We start from the raw sequence: 17,605 nt of genomic DNA, 5'->3' as shown, positions 1-17,605 counted from the left end.
GAAGTACGGGAAAAGGGCGGGCACTTGAACTTCAAGTGCCCGCCCTTTCAGCTGCTCACCTGCTCAGCGGCCCGCTACGGAGTGACCTTCTCGATCACCACGCTGCCCTTGCCCGCGACCGTGCCGCGCCCGTTCAGGAGCGACACCTCGCCGAAGAGCCGGCGCCCCTCGGCCGCCGGGGTCTTGGCGACGACCTCGCCGGAGACGTCCGCGGAGGCGCCGTTGGGGAGGTTCACCGTCTTGTTCTCGTCGACGGTGAGGGTGCCGAGCGACGGCGAGAAGAACACGTCGCGGTAGTCGTACGCGGTCGAACCGGACGGCACCGAGTAGCCCGCCACCTCGATCGTGTACGTGCCCGCGGCGGGCTTGTCGAGGCTCACCGCCTCCTCCGAGTCGCCGTCCGCCGAGGAGCCCATGACCACGCCGTCCTTGAGGACCGTCAGGTCCAGGTCGGCGGCGGTGTCCGAGACGCCGCCGATCGCGACGTCGAGCCGGGTCGCGCCCGCGGGCACCTCGACCGTCGACGAGGCCGTGTCACCCTGCTTGATGGTGGGCCGGCCGGACTTCGACGAGCCGAGCGAGCCGCCCTTCACCTTGCCCTCGACAGCGGCGAATTGGTTGCTCGCCTTCCAGGTGACGGCGGCGGGGGTGCCGACCTTCGCCTCCGGGACCTTCTGCACGGCCGGGTCGAAGGCGACGCCGAGCGCCGCCACGTCCAGCTTGTACGGGTTGTCGAGCAGCGGCGACGTGCGGCGCGACTCGACCTCGACCTCCCACACGCCGGGCTGCGGGTCGGCGTACGCACGCACGTCGGGGCGGCAGGTGTTGGCCGGGTTCGGGTAGTTCGGGTAGCAGTTGACGGTCGAGGTCGGGTCGACCGGGACGCCGTACGGGTGGACGGCGATGAACCGCGTCTGGCTCTTGTCCTTCAGTCCGCCCAGGGCGAGTTCGAGGGACTTCGCGCCCTGCGGGACCGTCACGAAGTACGACGTGGTGCTGTTGCGCTGCACCGAGCCGGACGCCGAGAAGGTGTACGAGGGCCCCGCCAGCGGCGTGGAGACGACGACCGTCGTCATGATCTGCTGGTCGACGCCCTCGGTGCGCTCGTCGTCCACGGTGAGGATCGCGCTGTGCAGCCCGGCGGACCGGGGCTTCGCCTGGACCTTCACGGTGACGGGCTTGTTCAGCGGCAGGGAGATGTCGTCCTTGCCGACGATCCGGAACGTGTCCTCGTGGTTGTTCGCGAAGTCCAGCTCGTGGCGGACCGCGCGGTCCGGGCCCGAGGTGCGCGTGACCGTCACGTCGTACGTCTTCTTCTGGCCCGCCTTCAGGCCGCCCTCACGGTCGTAGAGACCGGTGCCGGGCTTCTTCAGCTCCTGGTCGAGAGCCGTGTCGACGGGCGCCTTCACCGTGTACTCGTGCGCGCTCGCGCCGTCCTCGACGGCGTCCCAGGCGTCCACGATGTCGATGAGGCCGGAGCCCTCGGCGTACGCCTGCTCGCCGCGGATGTGGTGCGCGGTCGAGGTCAGGGCGGTGCGCAGCTTCGCCGGGGTGAGGTTCACCTTCTCGCGCTTGGCGGCGCTGAGCAGCAGCGCGGACGCGCCCGCGGCCTGCGGCGACGCCATCGACGTGCCCTGCAGCATCGAGTAGCCGGCGGGCAGTTGGTAGCCGGCCTCGGCGACCGGGGAGCCCGGCAGCCAGGTCTGCGTGGTGTTGATCGCGGCGCCCGGGGCGGAGATGACGGGCTGGAAGCCGCCGTCCTCACGCGGGCCGCGCGAGGAGAACGGCATCATCGCGTACCGCTTGGTCACCTCGGAGCCGTAGTTGGCGGCCCAGGTCTCCTTGGAGATCGCGGCGCCGACGGACAGCACGTGGTCGGCGAGGCCGGGGTCGCCGATGGTGTTGGCGCCGGGACCGCTGTTGCCCGCCGAGATCACCAGCTGCACGCCGGTCGTGTCGATGAGGCGCTTGTAGAGCTCGGCGCGCGCGTTGTTGCCGTCGTTGAGGGCGGGCAGGCCGCCGATCGACATGTTCACGATGTCGACGCCGCGCTTCGTGACGAGGTCGATCATGCCCTCGGTCAGCGCGACGTTGGTGCAGCCGCCGGTCCAGGTGCAGGCCCGAGAGGAGACGAGCTTCGCGCCCGGCGCGGCCCCGTTCATGTTCTTGTTGCCGAACAGGGAGTTGGCGGCGGTGATGCCCGCGACGTGCGTGCCGTGCTCGGACTCGATGACGCCGATGTTCACGAAGTCGGCCTTCTTGCCGACCCAGTCACCGCCGTACGGGTCGGTGGGCACGTCCTTGCGGATCTCGACGACGAAGGGGATCCGCTCGACGACGTCCGTGTCGGGGTTGTCCGTGCCGAAGTAGGCGACCTGGTGGCCGTCCTTGTACGGCTTCATCGCCTCGTCGTCGGTGAAGTCGTGGTTGTTGTTCAGGTCCACGCGGACGGTCCCGGCGGCCGCGTCGTACAGGACGCCCCAGCTGTCGGTGGTGTCGCCGTCCCGGTTCATGTCGCCCTTGGCGTCGCCGCCCGTGGTGGCCGACTCGCGGAACCGGTTGACCTGGAACGCCCCCGCGGGCGCCTTCCACGTCTCGCCGTCCCAGGTGAACACCGGCCCGCTGACCGGGTTGGTCATCCGCCGCCAGGTCCCGTCGGCGTCGACGATGGGGTCGGTGGCGGTCACCCAGTCGGTGATCTTCCGCTCGCCGGTGGTGGTCTTCTGCAGCGCCGGGTGCCCGAGGTCGATGCCCGAGTCGAGGATGCCGATGGTGACGCCGCGCCCGTCGGCCTTCGGGTGCTCCTTCACGAAGTCGACGGCGCCGGTCTCGAAGGAGGGGTTGTACGGGTTCTTGGCGGGCGTCGTCTTGCCCGGGGCCGGGTAACCGGCTGTGCTGGTACGGGACTTGGCGGCCTTGGCACCCTTGGCGGCCTTCGCGGCCTGCGGCTTGGGGTCGTCCAGCTTGATCTCGTGCCGCAGGTCGATGCCGTGCACGGACGACAGCTTCTCGGCGGCCTTGATGGCGGCGTCGGCCCGGGAGGTGGGGACGGTGGCGCGGACGTAGCCGAGCTCGTCGTAGGTGCGGCCTACGGAGCCGCCCTTGACGGCGTCCAGCTGGCGGGCGACCTGCTCGGTGGCGCCGGGTGCGGTGGCGACCATCATGGTGACGGTCTTCTCGCCGTCGGCCTTCGCGTCGGCGAGCAGCTCGGCGTCGGCCGAACCGAGCTTCTGGGCGGCGTACTTCGTGGGCTTCGTCTCGGGCGCCGGGTGGTCGGCGGCGAGGGCCAGGGGGAGCGGGGCGGCGGCGCCGAGCGCGGCGGCCAGGCCGACGGCTATCGCGAGGCGGGCCGTGCGTCTCGCGCCCGTTAGGGGCACGCGCTGGGGATCGGGGGTCATCAGCATCCCTGTACGTAAAGGCGGAAAGGCGGAAAGGGTCCGAAATGCGGGACCAGGTGACCGCATAGCTTTACGTAAGTGACCGCTGCTTGGGGAGAGTTGTCCGAGGCGGGGTGAGGCCATGGCGTACTTCCGCCATGCGTCATCGCGCCCAAGTCGGGCCAATCAGGGCGAAGTTGTATGCGCTCAGCTCTCGCGCGACCGCGCGTAGTGCCGGGACGCCTTCGCGCGGTTGCCGCAGACGGCCATGGAGCACCAGCGGCGGGTGCCGTTGCGCGAGGTGTCGAAGAAGTGCAGGACGCAGGCGTCGTGGGCGCAGGCGCGGATGCGGTCGGGCGCCTTGGTGAGCAGGCCGAGGTAGTCGCGCGCGGCCAGCCAGCCGGGCCCCCACGCCCGGTCCCCGAACTCGGGCTCCTCGCCCGGCCCTTCGGCGGTGAGGGTGGCCCGGATGCGGCCGTGCCCGAGGATCTGGTCGACCCGGGCGAGGGCGGCGGCGTCGCCCGGGGCTCCGTCCACGACGGCGCGGAGGGCGTCGCGGGCGGTGAGGGTGTGGCGCAGGGTCGGGGCGTCGGCGGCGAAGCGGTCGTCGAGGCTGTTGGCGGCGAGCCAGATCCCGAGCCCCGCCTCGTCGGCCAGGAGGTCCCGGCTCAGCCCGTCGTGGTTCCAGCGGGTGTTGAGCAGGTCGAGGGAGAGGGGCTCGCCGGTGAGGGGGCGGGGGTCGTGGGGGGCGGGCATGGAGGGCTCCCTCGGGGGCGGGACGCTGCTAACCCCTTAAGGGTACGTGAATGGTTGCGCCTCCCGGGTACTCGCCCGCCAACCCGCCGCTCCGACACGCAGATCCCGCTTATGGGGACTAGCGTCGATCTGTGCAGAAAGAGCTCCGGGTGGCGGCCTACGCCGTATGCGTGCGGGACGGGCAGGTGCTGCTGGCCCGCTGGGTGGCGGGCGACGGCTCCAAGCGCTGGACGCTGCCCGGGGGCGGCATGGACCACGGGGAGGACCCGTACGACACGGTGATCCGCGAGGTCGACGAGGAGACGGGCTACGTCGTCGAGCCCGTCACCCTCCTCGGCGTCGACTCCCTGCGCCGCCGCTACCCGCGCCGCCTGGGCGCCGTCGCCGACTTCCACGGGCTGCGGATCGTGTACGAGGGCCACATCACCGGCGGCGCGCTCCGCCACGAGGAGCACGGCTCCACCGACCTGGCGGCCTGGCACCCCCTGGACGGCGTCCCGGACCTGGACCGGGTGAGCCTCGTGGACGTCGGCCTCGAACTCTGGCGCAAGCGACCGGCGTCGGGACACCAGGAGTAGCCCCCCGCGCGCCACCAGGGTGCCCCGTACCCCAAAAGGTGAACACGCCGTGACCGCCACCTCTCCCGCAGGCGATTCCCCCATGGCCCTCAAGGGTGCGCACTGATCCACGTACGGTGATCGGCGCCCCCCGTTGCGTAAGCGTTAACCCCCAGCTCACCCCCGATGCCAACGATCCAGTACGAGCGGGGAGTTCGCCGGCCGCACCACGGTCTGCTTCTTTACGGCCTCCCCGCGACCACTGCCGACGCGTTCGCAACCGGGGAGACCGCGCCATGTCGCGCATACGCTCTGTCGCCACCGCAACCTCCACCGCCGCCGCCCACTCCGCCGCCACGGCGGCGCGCACCCTCGCCGGTCTCGACCGCCGGGCCTTCCTCACGGCCACCGGTGCCGTCTCCGTCGCCGCGGGCGTCGGCTACGCGCTCGGCCCCGGCAGCGGCGAGGCGGCCGCGGGGCCCGCCGCCGACCCGGCCGTCGTCGCCCGCACCCCGGTCGTCGGCGGGCGCGGCCGGCCCGTCTCGGTGCCGCAGCTGCCGTACGAGCGCGGCACCACCCTCCTCTCCGTCGCCACCGCCCGCGGCACCTCCGGCTACCGGCGCCTCGGCGACGGCCCGGCGTGGGACCGGGTGGTCCGCGGGGACCTCGCCGCCGCCAAGCCGGGCCGGGCCGGGCGGCGCACCACGCTCGGCTCCTTCGTGCAGTTCACCGACCTGCACCTGGTCGACGTCCAGCACCCGCTGCGCTACGAGTACTTGAGGGCGCAGACCGCCAGCTCCTGGCGCCCGCAGGAGGCCCTCTCGGTGCCCGGCGCGATCGCCCTCGTGGAGCGCGTCAACGCGCTGCGCGGCGGCCCCGCCACCGGTGCGCCCCTCAACTGCGTGGTGACGACCGGCGACAACACCGACAACAACTCCCGCAACGAGCTGGAGTGGTTCATGAAGGTGATGAGCGGCGGCCGGATCACCCCCAACAGCGGCGACCCGCGCCACTACGAGGGCGTGCAGGACAGCGGTCTGAAGCTGTACTGGCACCCGGACTCCGCCCTGCGCGACGCCGACAAGAAGCTCGGCTTCCCGCGGCTGCACGGCTTCTTGGAGGCCGCGATCCGCGAGGTCAACAGCCCGGGGCTCGGCCTGCCCTGGTACTCGACGGTCGGCAATCACGACGCGCTGCCCGGCGGCTGCTGGGCGCCCGGGGACCCGTACTTCCAGGAATTCGCCGTCGGCGGGCGGAAGTTGATGAACCTGGACGCCGACCGGGGCGGCGCCATGTGGGACGCCGTGAAGAAGGGGCGCGACCCCAAGGGCGCCCTGTTCAAGGCGCTCCTGAAGAGCGAGGCCCGGCACATGCGCTCCGTCACCCCGGACGAGTCCCGGGCGCCCTTCACTCCCGCCGAGTACCTCAAGGCGCACCTGGACCCGGCCCACAAGGGGCAGGGCCCGGTCGGCCACGGCTACACCGAGGCGAACCTCGCCGAGCGCACCCAGTACTACACGTTCCGCATCAGCGACGACGTCCTCGGCGTCAGCCTGGACACCACCGACCCGGGCGGCCACTACGAGGGCTCGGTCGGCACCGCCCAACTGCGCTGGCTGGAGCGCACGCTGGCGGCCAACGAGAAGAAGGCGGACGGCGCCGCGCACGTCATCGTGTTCAGCCACCACACCAGCAAGACGATGCGCAACCTGCGCCCCGTGCCCGGCGCCCCGCACGAGAAGCGGCACGGCGGCCCGGAGCTCGTCTCCGTCCTCGCCCGGCACCGTTCCGTCCTGGCGTGGGTCAACGGCCACAGCCACAAGAACGACATCACGCCGCACCACACCGCGAAGGGCTCGTTCTGGGAGGTCTCCACGGCCTCGCACATCGACTTCCCGCAGCTGGCCCGGGTGGTGGAGGTCGTCGACAACCACGACGGCACGGTCTCCCTGTTCACCACGCTCATCGAGTCCGCAGCCCCGCACCGCACGGATTTCGCCGATCTCTCCCAGACCGGACTCGCCGCGCTCTACCGCGAGTTGTCCTTCAACGCCCCGGGCGCCAAGCCGACGCTGGGCGGAGACCCAGGTGATCGCAACACGGAGCTGGTGCTCCGCAAGAGGTGACGGGGGACAGCCCCAGCACGCCCCTGAGGACACCACCCGTATTCCGCACCGGCCGGATCTCGCCCAACCGGCCCGTCCCCGGTCAACCCCCGTCCCCGCACCGCGAGTCCCTTCGCCCGACCGACTCGATCAGGCGGAGGAAAGGGCGAACGGATGAGGGCACGTACGGGGCTTGCGGGAGCGGCCGTGGTCGTGGCGGCGGCGGTGGCGGGGAGTCTCGCCGCGCCGGCCGTCGCGGCGGACACGGGACGGCACGAGGCCACCCAGAAGGCGCTGGACGGCGCCGTGCGGGACGGTGTGCCCGGCGTGACCGCGCAGGCTGTCGACAAGGACGGTGCGTGGCGCGGCACTTCGGGTGTCGGCGACCTGAGGACGAAGACCCCGCGCGGCGCGCACGACCGCTTCCGCGTCGGCAGCATCACGAAGTCGTTCGTGGCGACGGTGCTGCTCCAGCTGCAGGGCGAGGGGAAGATCGACCTGGACGACCCGGTGGGGAAGTGGCTGCCGGGCGTGGTGGAGGGCCACGGCCATGACGGCGACAGGATCACCGTCCGCCAGCTCCTCAACCACACCAGCGGCGTCTACGACTACACCGACGACCCGGAGTTCACGGCGAAGGTCTTCGAGACGAAGGGCTTCCTGAAGCACCGCTACGACACCTGGACCCCCGGGCAGCAGGTGAAGCTGGCCATGCGCCACAAGCCGTACTTCGCCCCCGGGCAGGGCTGGAAGTACTCCAACACCAACTACCTCGTCGCCGGCATGGTCATCAAGAAGGTCACCGGCCACGACTACGCGGACGAGATCGAGCACCGGGTCATCAAGCCCCTCGGCCTGCGCGCCACGAGCGTCCCGAGCACCGGCTCGAAGGTGCCGCAGCCCAGTTCGCGCGCCTACTCGAAGCTGTCGGACGGCGCGCAGGGCCGCACGTACGACGTCACCGAGCTCAACCCGACCATCGCGGGCTCGGCGGGCGGGATGATCTCCGACGCGGCCGACCTGAACCGCTTCTACGCGGCCCTCCTCGGCGGCAGGCTCCTGCCGAAGAAGCAGCTGGCCGAGATGAAGACGACGGTCCCGATGGGCGAGGACTCGCCGAACGCCTCCTACGGCCTCGGCCTGATGAAGAACAAGCTGCCCTGCGACGGCGGCGCCCCGGTCTGGGGCCACGGCGGCGGCATCCACGGCTCCACGTCCCAGGCCGTCACGACGGGCGACGGCCGCCACTCCCTCGCCTTCAACTACAACGGCGACTGGACGGACGAGAAGAGCATCGACGCGATCGTCACCGCCGAGTACTGCGGCAAGTAGCCCACGCACGAAGGAGAGAGCGACACATGTCAGCACGTACACGCATGGCGAGAGGACTCGCCGCCGCGGCGGCCGCGGCGGCCGTCACGGCGGCGCTCGCGGCACCGGCGGCCCAGGCGGCGGGCGGCCACGAGGCGAAGCCGCGCGGTCATGAGGCCACCCAGCGGGCCCTCGCCGCCGCCGTCGGCCCGGACGCCCCGGGCGCGACCGCGCAGGCCGTCGACAAGAGCAGGGTGTGGAAGGGCACTTCGGGCACCGGCGACCTGACGACCGGCGCCCCGCGCGGCGCGGACGACCACTTCCGGATCGGCAGCGTCACGAAGACGTTCGTGGCGACGGTGCTGCTCCAGCTGGAGGCGGAGGGGGAGATCGACCTGGACGACACGGTGGGGAAGTGGCTGCCGGGGGTGGTGGAGGGCCACGGCCACGACGGCGACAGGATCACCGTCCGCCAGCTCCTCAATCACACCAGTGGCGTCTACGACATCTCCTCCGACCCGGAGTTCCGCGAGCGGGTCTTCAGCGAGCGCTTCCTGAAGCACCGCTACGACACCTGGACCCCCGAGCAGGAGGTCAGGATCGCCATGCGCCACAAGCCGGACTTCGCGCCGGGCCAGGGCTGGAACTACTCCAACACCAACTACGTCCTCGCCGGGATGATCATCAAGAAGGTCACCGGCCACGACTACGCGGACGAGATCGAGCGCCGCGTCATCGCGCCCCTCGGCCTGCACGCCACCAGCCTCCCCGGCACCGACCCGACGGTGCCCGCGCCCAGTTCACGGGGGTACAAGAAGCTGTCCGACGCGCCGGATGCCAAGCTCTACGACCTGACGGAGTTCAACCCCTCGGTCGCGGGCTCGTCGGGCTCCATGATCTCCGACTCCGCCGACCTGAACCGCTTCTACGCGGCGCTGCTCACCGGAAAGCTCCTGCCGAAGCGGCAGCTGGCCGAGATGAAGACGACGGTCGCCGCCGACGACGAGGGCCGCCGCTACGGCCTCGGCCTCGAACCGTTCGCGTTCCCCTGCGGCGCGACGGTGTGGGGCCACGGCGGCGACATGCACGGCTCGTCGACCGTGGCGGGCTCGACGGCGGACGGCCGCCACGCGCTCGCCCTCAACCTCAACGGGGCGATCGACGGGGAGAAGGCCCTGGCCGTCATGCAGGCGGAGTTCTGCGCCAAGTAGCAGCTCCACGGCGGTGGTTGACGCACAGGTGAAGGGGCGGACCCCGGTGGCAACCGGTGATCCGCCCCTTCACTCCCCTCCTGCCCCCTTCCGGGACCCCGCGTGCGGGGTCTCCGGCGCCCCATGGGCGGTGCTATCTGGGCAGCACCACCACATAGGCCGCCGGATCGCGGTCGTCCGAGGCCATCAGCGCGGTCCGTACGACGGCCGCCTGCTGTTCCAGGGACTCCCGCAGCTTCTTGGGGGTGATGTGGACGACGGTGATCCCCAGTCGCTCCAAATGCTCCCGCTTTCGTGCGTACTCGGACCAGAGGGCGTCCTCGTCCTGGCGGGGCGCGCGGGTGTCGAGCTCGACGGCGACGGCCTGGTCCGGCCAGTAGGCGTCGACGCCCCCGAGGTGCGGCCCGCCGGGCAGCCGCAGGTCCACGTTCCACAGCGGGTCGGGCAGCCCCTGCTCCCGCACCATCCGGTAGAGCCGGTCCTCGGCGATGGCCCGCCCCTCGGCGAGCAGCGAGTCCACGGCGTCCACGACATGGGGCCGGCCAAGGAGCCGCGCGTGGTTCAACTCCTTGACGATGGCCGCCGGTTCGCAGTGCCCGCCGCGCACCGCCTCGGTCAGCAGCCTGCGCACCGCGCCCGCGTCGGTGAGCTGCGCGACGGCGTCGGCGAGGGCGCGCGGCACGGGGGCGACGGGGACGCCGGTGATCTGCAGCGGCGTCGGCAGCGTGTGGGTGCGCACCAGGTGGGCGCAGCCGGTGGAGCGCAGCCGCCGGGTGCGGGGCACGAGGACGTCGATCCGGTCGAGGGAGAGCAGCGGGGGCGCGGCCGAGAACCGGTGCAGGGCGAGGGCCGCGAGACCCGTGATCATCGCGTCGGCGTACGGGGCGTGCGGCTCACCGGCGCCGGGCTGCGCGGGCACGGTGCGCGCCTCCTTGGCCGGCGGGCGGCCCGCGTACAACAGGACGCCGTGCAGGCGCTCTTCGCTGGTCGGGGGGCCGGGGTGGAGCAGGCAGACACCGGGCAGGAGCTGCTGCCACGGTCCGTCGGGGCGGCAGTGGGCGGCGGTGTCGGCGGTCGAGATGCCGTGCGCGCGGAGCTGGGCGGAGCTCATGACGCGGCGCTGGGTGGCGGCGAGGTGGCGGAGGGGGAGCGGCGAGAGCGGGGTGTTGTGGTTCATGACCAGGCCATTCCCGGGCCTGATCCGCCCCCTAACCGCTGTTACAGTCCCGTCGACAAAACCGGACAAGCCCGTCCTAAAGTACGGGCGTTCGACTGCCGAAACCCCCTGGTCCGAACGGGGGTTACGGCCCTTCCCAAACCCGAGGGTCACAAGTCGGTGACCCTCGTTCCGGGCCGGGTGCGGGGCCCACCCCGGAGCCCCGCACCCTTGGCCCTCAGCTGCTCAGACTCTCAGCCGGCCGCCGAGGCGACGTCGCACGCCTGCCCCCGCAGCCCCCGCGCCAGGTCGTCGCGGGCCTCGAGCACGAGCCGCCGCAAGGCGGGTGCGGAGCTCTCGTGCGCGGCGAGCCACGCGTCCGCCGCCGCCACCGTCTCCTCGCGGTCCTGCAGATGCGGGAACAGGCCCCGCACCACGTCCATCCCGATCTGGATGGACCGCTCGCTCCAGACCCGCTCGATGGCGTCGAAGTACTTCGCCGCGTACGGCGCGGTCAGCTCCCGCTGCGACGGCTGCTGGAAGCCCGCGATCGTCGCCTCCACCAGCGCGTTGGACAGCGCGTCCGACTCCACCACGGACGCCCACGCCTGCGCCTTGACCGCCGCCGAGGGCCGCGCGGCCAGGCACCGGACCTGGTGCCGCTTGCCCGACGCCGTGTCGTCCCGGGCCAGCTCGGCGGCGAGGACCCGTTCGTCGGCGGCGCCGTGCGCGGCGAGCGGGGAGAGGAAGGCCCAGCGCAGCTCCTGGTCCACGTCCAGGCCGTCGATCTTCGCGGTGCCGTCCAACAGGCCCTGGAGCAGCTGGAGATCGGCGTCCGAGGAGGCCACCGAGGCGAAGAAGCGGGCCCACGTCAGCTGGTGCTGGCTGCCCGGCTCGGCGATCCGCAGCTCGCGCAGCGCGCCCTCGGCGAGGTCGCGGCCGCCCTGCTCGCGCCAGTCCGGCGCCGCGTAGTGGACGAGGGCGGAGGTGGCCCAGGTGTGCAGCATCTGCAGGACGCCGATGCCGGACTCGCGGCCCGCGAACCGCAGCACGAGGCCGATGAAGTCCCGCGCGGGCATGAGGCCGTCGCGCGTGAGGTTCCACAGCGCGGTCCAGCACAGCGCGCGGGCCAGAGGGTCGGAGATGTCGCCCAGGTGATCGCGGAGCGTCGCCAGGGAGTTCTCGTCGAAGCGGATCTTGCAGTACGTCAGGTCGTCGTCGTTGACGAGGACGAGCGCGGGGGCCTCGGCGCCGGCCAGCTCGGCGACGGCGGTGCGGGGCCCGTCCACGTCCACCTCGGCGCGCGCGTACCGCTCCAGCTCGCCGCCCGCGGAGCGTCGGTAGAGGCCCACGGCCACGCGGTGCGGCCGCAGTTCGGGGTGTGAGGCCGCCGCCTCCTGGACCACGGCGAGCTCGGTGATCCGCCCCTCCGCGTTCAAAGTGACCTGCGGCGTCAGCGAGTTGACGCCTGCCGTCTGCAGCCAGGAGCGCGACCAGGCGGCCATGTCGCGCCCGCTGGTCTCCTCCAGGACCGACAGGAGGTCCCCGAGGCGGGTGTTGCCGTACGCGTGCCGCTTGAAGTAGCGGCGGGCGCCCTCCAGGAAGGCGTCACGCCCGACGTAGGCCACCAACTGCTTCAGCACGGAGGCGCCCTTGGCGTACGTGATCCCGTCGAAGTTGAGCTTCGCGTCCTCCAGGTCGCGGATGTCGGCCGTGACCGGGTGCGTCGAGGGGAGCTGGTCGGCGCGGTACGCCCATGCCTTGCGGTTGTTGGCGAAGGTGATCCAGCCGTCGGTGAAGCGGGTGGCCTCGACCATCGAGAAGGAGCCCATGAAGTCCGCGAAGGACTCCTTGAGCCACAGGTCGTCCCACCACTGCATCGTCACGAGGTCGCCGAACCACATGTGCGCCATCTCGTGCAGGATGACGTTGGCCCGGCGCTCGTACGACGCCTGGGTCACCTTGCCGCGGAAGATGAACTCCTCGCGGAAGGTCACACAGCCCGGGTTCTCCATCGCCCCGAGGTTGTACTCGGGGACGAACGCCTGGTCGTACTTCCCGAAGGGGTAGGGGTAGTCGAAGTGCTCGTGGAAGAAGTCGAGCCCCTGCTTCGTCACCAGGAAGACGTCGTCCGCGTCGAAGTGCCTGGCGAGGCCCTTGCGGCACATCGCGCCGAGCGGGATCTCCAGCTTGGAGCCGTCCTCGAAGACCTTCTCGTACGTGTCCGTCACGTAGTGGTACGGGCCCGCGACGACCGCCGTGATGTACGTGGAGATCGGCTTGGTCTCGGCGAACTTCCATACACCGTCGGCCAGTTCACCGACGCCGTTCGACCAGACCGTCCACCCCTCCGGCGCCTGCGCCTCGAAGCGGAACGGCGCCTTGAGGTCGGGCTGCTCGAAGTTGGCGAACACGCGGCGGGAGTCGGCCGGTTCGTACTGCGTGTACAGGTAGACCTCGCCGTCCTCCGGGTCGACGAAGCGGTGCATGCCCTCGCCGGTGCGGCTGTAGGCGCACTGGGCGTCCACCACCAGCTCGTTCTCCCCCTGGAGGTCTTCGAGGGTGATGCGGGTGCCGTCGAAGACCTCGGAGGGGTCCAGGTCCGTGCCGTTCAGCGAGAGGGCCGTGACGCTCGGCGCGATGAGGTCGGCGAACGAGGCGGCGCCCGGCTCGGCGCAGCGGAACCTGATCGTGGTCACCGACCGGAACGTGCGCGGCGCACCCTCCTCCGCGTCGCTCTCGCCGATCGCGGAGCGCAGGTCGAGAAAGACCTCGTACCCGTCGACGGACAGCAGGGCGGCCCTTTCACGGGCCTCGTCGCGGGACAGATTCTCACCGGGCACGGGCGGCACTCCCTTGTGGCTCGCATGACTGGCATGACAGCTGGCATGACTCGTACGAATGTCTACGATCCTCGCATGTGCCGTGGGGCGCCGACATCCGGGAATGCCCCGACGTGCCCCCGGTGTTCTCCCGCCCAGGCGCACCCATTCCCTAGGGAGAGACATGTCGGAGAACGGCACCACCAACCGCACCCCCGTCGACTTCTGGTTCGACCCGCTGTGCCCCTGGGCCTGGATGACCTCCCGCTGGATGCTGGAAGTGGAGAAGGTCCGCGATGTCGAGGTCCGCTGGCACGTGATGAGCCTCGCGGTCCTGAACGAGGACAAGCTCGACGAGCTCCCCGAGCAGTACGTGGAGAACATGCGCCCCGGCGGCAAGGCATGGGGCCCGGTCCGCGTCGTCACCGCCGCACAGGAGCTGCACGGCGATGAGGTCGTCGGCAAGCTCTACACCGCGCTCGGCACCCGCATCCACAACCAGGGAGAGGGCATCACCCCCGAGGTGATCGCCGGAGCCCTCGCCGAGGTCGGCCTCCCCGCCGACCTCATCGAATACGCGGACAAGGACACGTACGACACGGAGCTGCGCGCCTCCCACAAGGAGGGCATCGACAAGGTCGGCCAGGAGGTCGGCACCCCGGTCATCGCGGTCCCCGGCTCCGACGGCGAGCAGATCGCCTTCTTCGGCCCCGTCGTCACCCCCGCCCCCAAGGGCGAGGAGGCCGCGAAGCTGTGGGACGGCACGCTCATGGTGGCGAGCATCCCGGGCTTCTACGAGATCAAGCGCACGCGCACACAGGGCCCGATCTTCGACTGACACGGCCCGGCGGCCCGGGGCCCTCACTGCACAGTCCGCACAGGCTGAACAGGCGCTCGGGCCTGACCTGGCATAACGTCCCCCTATGGAGATCGGCAGGGACGGCGGGCGCGACGACCCCGCCCTGCCGAACGACAATGCCCCCCATGCCACCCTGCCCGCCCGCGTGACCGACCACATGGTGCGGGCAGGGTGCCGTCTGCTCGCCGCCCTCTGGTCCGTGCTCGGCCTGCGGGCGGCGGCGGCCACCCTGCGCCACTACCTCGACGGCACGGGAACCCCGTACGTGCTCGACGCCGACCGCCTCCTGGCGGTCCCCGCGGTGCGCGCGGCGGTCGCGTCGCAGCCGCGCCGCTGGCGCACCGAGGCCCCTGAGGCGCCCGGCACCTACCCCGCCGACAGCGGCTGGCGCGGCGTGCTCGTCGCGCGCCGCGACTCGCTGGACTGGTGGCTGGCCCTGCGCGGCGTCCAGTACCGCGTCCGCGGCACGGTCACGGTCGCCCCGGACGGCACCCGCACCACCGAGATCCACTCGGTCGCCTTCCACAAGTCCTGGAACTTCGACCGCGGCGAATCCGAGTACGGCATCCCCTTCACCCCCTTCGCCCGCCTCCACGAGACGGGCCTGGCAAGGGAGTTCGAGGCGGTGGGCGAGGCGGTCAGCGGAACGACGGCGGCAAGTCGAAGCCGTCGTCCCAGTCGAAGTACCGCTGGACCCGCAGGCAGCTCCCGTTCCCGCACCGCAGGTACTCGTCGGCGTCCGACTCTCCGACGCGGGTCACGACGTGCGCCCTTTCGCGGGCCGTGAGCTTGCGGAAGTCCTGCATCGTGTCCTCGCAGTTGGGGCACCGCTTCATCGTCATGGCGCCACCGTCCACCGGAACCCGGCCTACCGAAAGGCCCCCGCGAGTCACGTCCTCACGGGGGCCTTCCGTCCATCCGCCTGCAAGTGAAGGTTGAGAAGACGATCACGAGCAGGACGACTCACGCACCGGCTCAGGGAGCCAGCAGCAGACCTCCGGCGCGCTCCTTCGCGGCCGCGTAACGCTTCGCCACGTCCTGCCAGTTGACGACCTCCCACATCGCCTCGATGAAGTCCACCTTCTGGTTCTTGTACTGCAGGTAGAAGGCGTGCTCCCAGGCGTCGAAGACCAGGATCGGGGTCGAGCCCTGGCCGACGTTGCCCTGGTGGTCGTAGATCTGCTCGACGACGAGGCGGCCGCTGAGCGGCTCGTAGGCGAGGACGCCCCAGCCCGAACCCTGCGTCGTGGCCGACGCCTTGGTCAGCTGCGCCTTGAACTTGGCGAACGAGCCGAAGGACTCGGTGAGGGCGTCCGCGAGGTCGCCCACGCCGTCGGCGGCCGTGGGCTCGCCGCCGCCACCGTCCTTGGGGCTGTTCATGTTGTGCCAGTAGATGCTGTGCAGGATGTGCCCGGAGAGGTGGAACGCGAGGTTCTTCTCCAGGCCGTTGATGGCGCCCCACGACTCCTTGTCGCGCGCCTCCGCCAGCTGCTCCAGGGTGTCGTTCGCACCCTTCACGTACGCCGCGTGGTGCTTGTCGTGGTGGAGCTCGATGATCTGCGGGTTGATGACCGGTTCGAGCGCCGCGTAGTCGTACGGAAGTTCAGGAAGCGTGTAAATGGCCATGTCCGAGCCCTCCGAGCCCTCTGACTGCATGATGCAGAGCTTATTGCAATCAATGTGCAAGTGCAGGCTAGCAGCAGGAGTCTGACCAGGAAGATCGGCCCTTGGACCTAGGGCCGGAGCCGGAGAGGGAGCAGCGGGCGGGCAACGCGAAGGACCCCCGGGCCAGTTGGCGGCCCGGGGGTCCTTCGAGGGTGGGGTGACAGCAGAGCGCTACTCCGCCGCCTCGCGCTGCAGGCCGAGCTTCTGCCACACGAAGCCGACGACCGCGAGGATCACGGTGAGACCGCCCGCGTAGTACAGCTGCACCCGCGTGTCCTCCTGGCGCGCCATCAGCACGAACACGGTCGCCATGCCCGCGAGGGCCAGCCAGGTCAGGTACGGGTAGGCCCACATCTTCACGACGAGCTTCTCGGGCGCCTCCCGCTCCAGGCGGCGGCGCAGCCGCAGCTGCGAGGCGGCGATGAAGAACCAGACGACGAGGATGAGCGCGCCGATGGTGTTCAGGAGCCACTGGAAGATGTCGTCGGGCCGCCAGTAGCTGAGCAGCACGCAGACGAAGCCGAAGAGCGACGAGGTGACGACGGCGACGCGCGGCACCCCGCCGTGGATCGCCCCGATCACCCGCGGGCCGAGGCCGCGGCCGATCAGGGAGCCCGCCATGCGGGAGGCGCCGTAGATGTTGGCGTTCATCGCGGAGAGCAGGGCGATGAGGACGACGACGTTCATGATCTGGCCGGCGGCGGGGATGCCCAGGTAGTCGAGCGTCGCGACGTACGGGCCCTTGGCCGGGATCTCCTCCTTCGTCCAGGGCAGCAGCACGACGACGACGGCCATCGAGCCGACGTAGAAGAGGGCGATGCGCCACATCGCCGTGCGGACGGCCTTCGCGACGCCCTGGATGGGGTGCTCCGACTCGGCCGCCGCGATCGTGACGGTCTCCAGACCGCCGTACGCGAAGACCGAGGCGAGCAGGCCCGCGATCAGCCCCTCCGTGCCGTTGGGCATGAAGCCGCCGTGGCCGGTGAGGTTCGTCAGACCGGGGGCGTCCGTGTCGGGCAGGACGCCGAGGATGGCGAGGACGCCGATGACGAGGAACAGGGCGATCGCGCTCACCTTGAGCGCGGCGAACCAGAACTCGAACTCGCCGAAGTTCTTCACCGCCGCCAGGTTCGTGCCGCAGAACATCAGCATGAACACGGCGACCCAGGCCCACTCCGGCACCCCGGGCACCCAGCCGTGCACGATCTGCGCCGCGCCGATCCCCTCCAGTCCGACGGCCACGCACAGCAGGAACCAGAAGGACCAGCCCGCCGTGAAGCCCGCCCAGGGGCCGATGGCGCGCTCGGCGTGCACGGAGAAGGAGCCGGACGCCGGGTTGGCCGCGGACATCTCGCCGAGCATGCGCATCACGAGCATGACGAGAGCGCCGGATATCGCATAGGCGAGCACGATCGAGGGACCGGCCGCGGCGATGCCCGCACCGGAGCCGACGAAGAGCCCGGCCCCGATCACGCCGCCGAGAGCGATCATGGAAAGATGGCGCTGCTTGAGGCCGTGGCCGAGCGCGGATTCGCCGGGGGGCGCTGCGACAGGTGCTGTGTCCTGGGGAGCGGACGTCCGTGACATGGGCGTGCCCTGTTCAGTAGCTGAGACGGGGGGACAGTGAGACAGGGGGAGACAGGCGCCCACAGTCTGAGCAACCGCACCGCTCACAGGGAACAGCTGACCGGTATACGGACACCACGCTCACACATGGTGCAGATCTCGACACGTCATGTTCACGTCGCCGTCACATGAGACGTGTCAGGCCCCATAGAGCCCTTAG

The 17,605-nt window shown here is 71.0% G+C and carries 12 protein-coding genes; 6 read left to right on the top strand and 6 right to left on the bottom strand.

Annotated features, from left to right (window positions below; translation table 11 throughout):
* Positions 1-74 precede the first annotated feature (74 nt).
* Together ACQB60_RS05185 and ACQB60_RS05180 are read right to left on the bottom strand one after the other, a co-directional pair.
* Positions 75-3,398, bottom strand: a complete 3,324-nt coding sequence (locus ACQB60_RS05185) for a S8 family serine peptidase (RefSeq protein WP_496924575.1) — start codon at positions 3,396-3,398, stop codon at positions 75-77.
* A 186-nt stretch (positions 3,399-3,584) separates the two neighbouring features.
* Positions 3,585-4,133, bottom strand: a complete 549-nt coding sequence (locus tag ACQB60_RS05180; protein ID WP_496924574.1) for a CGNR zinc finger domain-containing protein — start codon at positions 4,131-4,133, stop codon at positions 3,585-3,587.
* 131 nt (positions 4,134-4,264) lie between these two features.
* On the opposite strand from ACQB60_RS05180, the gene ACQB60_RS05175 reads away from it, so the two are divergent.
* The 4 genes from ACQB60_RS05175 (at position 4,265) to ACQB60_RS05160 (ending at position 9,317) form a co-directional block, all read left to right on the top strand.
* A complete protein-coding gene (locus ACQB60_RS05175; protein WP_496924573.1) occupies positions 4,265-4,711 on the top strand; it encodes an NUDIX hydrolase in 447 nt (148 codons plus the stop codon).
* A 275-nt stretch (positions 4,712-4,986) separates the two neighbouring features.
* Positions 4,987-6,816 carry a TIGR03767 family metallophosphoesterase gene (locus tag ACQB60_RS05170; RefSeq protein ID WP_496924572.1) on the top strand — a complete coding sequence of 610 codons (1,830 nt, stop codon included), beginning with the start codon at positions 4,987-4,989 and terminating at the stop codon, positions 6,814-6,816.
* A gap of 153 nt (positions 6,817-6,969) precedes the next feature.
* Positions 6,970-8,127 carry a serine hydrolase domain-containing protein gene (locus ACQB60_RS05165; protein WP_496924571.1) on the top strand — a complete coding sequence of 386 codons (1,158 nt, stop codon included), beginning with the start codon at positions 6,970-6,972 and terminating at the stop codon, positions 8,125-8,127.
* A 26-nt stretch (positions 8,128-8,153) separates the two neighbouring features.
* Positions 8,154-9,317, top strand: a complete 1,164-nt coding sequence (locus ACQB60_RS05160) for a serine hydrolase domain-containing protein (protein WP_496924570.1) — start codon at positions 8,154-8,156, stop codon at positions 9,315-9,317.
* 133 nt (positions 9,318-9,450) lie between these two features.
* Here ACQB60_RS05160 and ACQB60_RS05155 read toward each other — a convergent pair whose 3' ends face one another.
* Entirely contained in the window at positions 9,451-10,494 is a 1,044-nt protein-coding gene (locus ACQB60_RS05155; protein ID WP_496924569.1) for a hypothetical protein, read from the bottom strand.
* 233 nt (positions 10,495-10,727) lie between these two features.
* Complete coding sequence (gene pepN, locus ACQB60_RS05150; protein WP_496924568.1) at positions 10,728-13,316, bottom strand: aminopeptidase N; 2,589 nt, start codon at positions 13,314-13,316, stop codon at positions 10,728-10,730.
* Between the two features lie 163 nt (positions 13,317-13,479).
* On the opposite strand from pepN, the gene ACQB60_RS05145 reads away from it, so the two are divergent.
* A complete protein-coding gene (locus ACQB60_RS05145) occupies positions 13,480-14,133 on the top strand; it encodes a DsbA family oxidoreductase (protein WP_496924567.1) in 654 nt (217 codons plus the stop codon).
* Positions 14,134-14,218: 85 nt separating this feature from the next.
* A complete protein-coding gene (locus ACQB60_RS05140) occupies positions 14,219-14,941 on the top strand; it encodes a hypothetical protein (RefSeq protein WP_496924566.1) in 723 nt (240 codons plus the stop codon).
* 188 nt (positions 14,942-15,129) lie between these two features.
* Here ACQB60_RS05140 and ACQB60_RS05135 read toward each other — a convergent pair whose 3' ends face one another.
* The gene (locus ACQB60_RS05135; protein WP_496924784.1) at positions 15,130-15,780 is read right to left on the bottom strand and encodes a superoxide dismutase; all 651 of its coding nucleotides are present in this window, start codon (positions 15,778-15,780) and stop codon (positions 15,130-15,132) included.
* A 210-nt stretch (positions 15,781-15,990) separates the two neighbouring features.
* Positions 15,991-17,406 (bottom strand): amino acid permease, encoded by a 1,416-nt coding sequence (locus ACQB60_RS05130; RefSeq protein WP_496924565.1) that lies wholly within the window; start codon positions 17,404-17,406, stop codon positions 15,991-15,993.
* Positions 17,407-17,605: the final 199 nt, after the last annotated feature.

The sequence above is a fragment of the Streptomyces odontotermitis genome (genome assembly GCF_050510915.1).
Classification (GTDB): domain Bacteria; phylum Actinomycetota; class Actinomycetes; order Streptomycetales; family Streptomycetaceae; genus Streptomyces.
This window is presented reverse-complemented; position numbering and strand designations above follow the sequence as displayed.

Excerpts from the sequence above, each read along its gene's own strand:
- ACQB60_RS05185 (WP_496924575.1), bottom strand. The coding sequence starts at position 3,398 with ATGACCCCCGATCCCCAGCGCGTGCCCCTAACGGGCGCGAGACGCACG.
- ACQB60_RS05180 (WP_496924574.1), bottom strand. The coding sequence starts at position 4,133 with ATGCCCGCCCCCCACGACCCCCGCCCCCTCACCGGCGAGCCCCTCTCC.
- ACQB60_RS05170 (WP_496924572.1), top strand. The coding sequence starts at position 4,987 with ATGTCGCGCATACGCTCTGTCGCCACCGCAACCTCCACCGCCGCCGCC.
- ACQB60_RS05165 (WP_496924571.1), top strand. The coding sequence starts at position 6,970 with ATGAGGGCACGTACGGGGCTTGCGGGAGCGGCCGTGGTCGTGGCGGCG.
- ACQB60_RS05160 (WP_496924570.1), top strand. The coding sequence starts at position 8,154 with ATGTCAGCACGTACACGCATGGCGAGAGGACTCGCCGCCGCGGCGGCC.
- ACQB60_RS05155 (WP_496924569.1), bottom strand. The coding sequence starts at position 10,494 with ATGAACCACAACACCCCGCTCTCGCCGCTCCCCCTCCGCCACCTCGCC.
- ACQB60_RS05145 (WP_496924567.1), top strand. The coding sequence starts at position 13,480 with ATGTCGGAGAACGGCACCACCAACCGCACCCCCGTCGACTTCTGGTTC.
- ACQB60_RS05140 (WP_496924566.1), top strand. The coding sequence starts at position 14,219 with ATGGAGATCGGCAGGGACGGCGGGCGCGACGACCCCGCCCTGCCGAAC.
- ACQB60_RS05135 (WP_496924784.1), bottom strand. The coding sequence starts at position 15,780 with ATGGCCATTTACACGCTTCCTGAACTTCCGTACGACTACGCGGCGCTC.
- ACQB60_RS05130 (WP_496924565.1), bottom strand. The coding sequence starts at position 17,406 with ATGTCACGGACGTCCGCTCCCCAGGACACAGCACCTGTCGCAGCGCCC.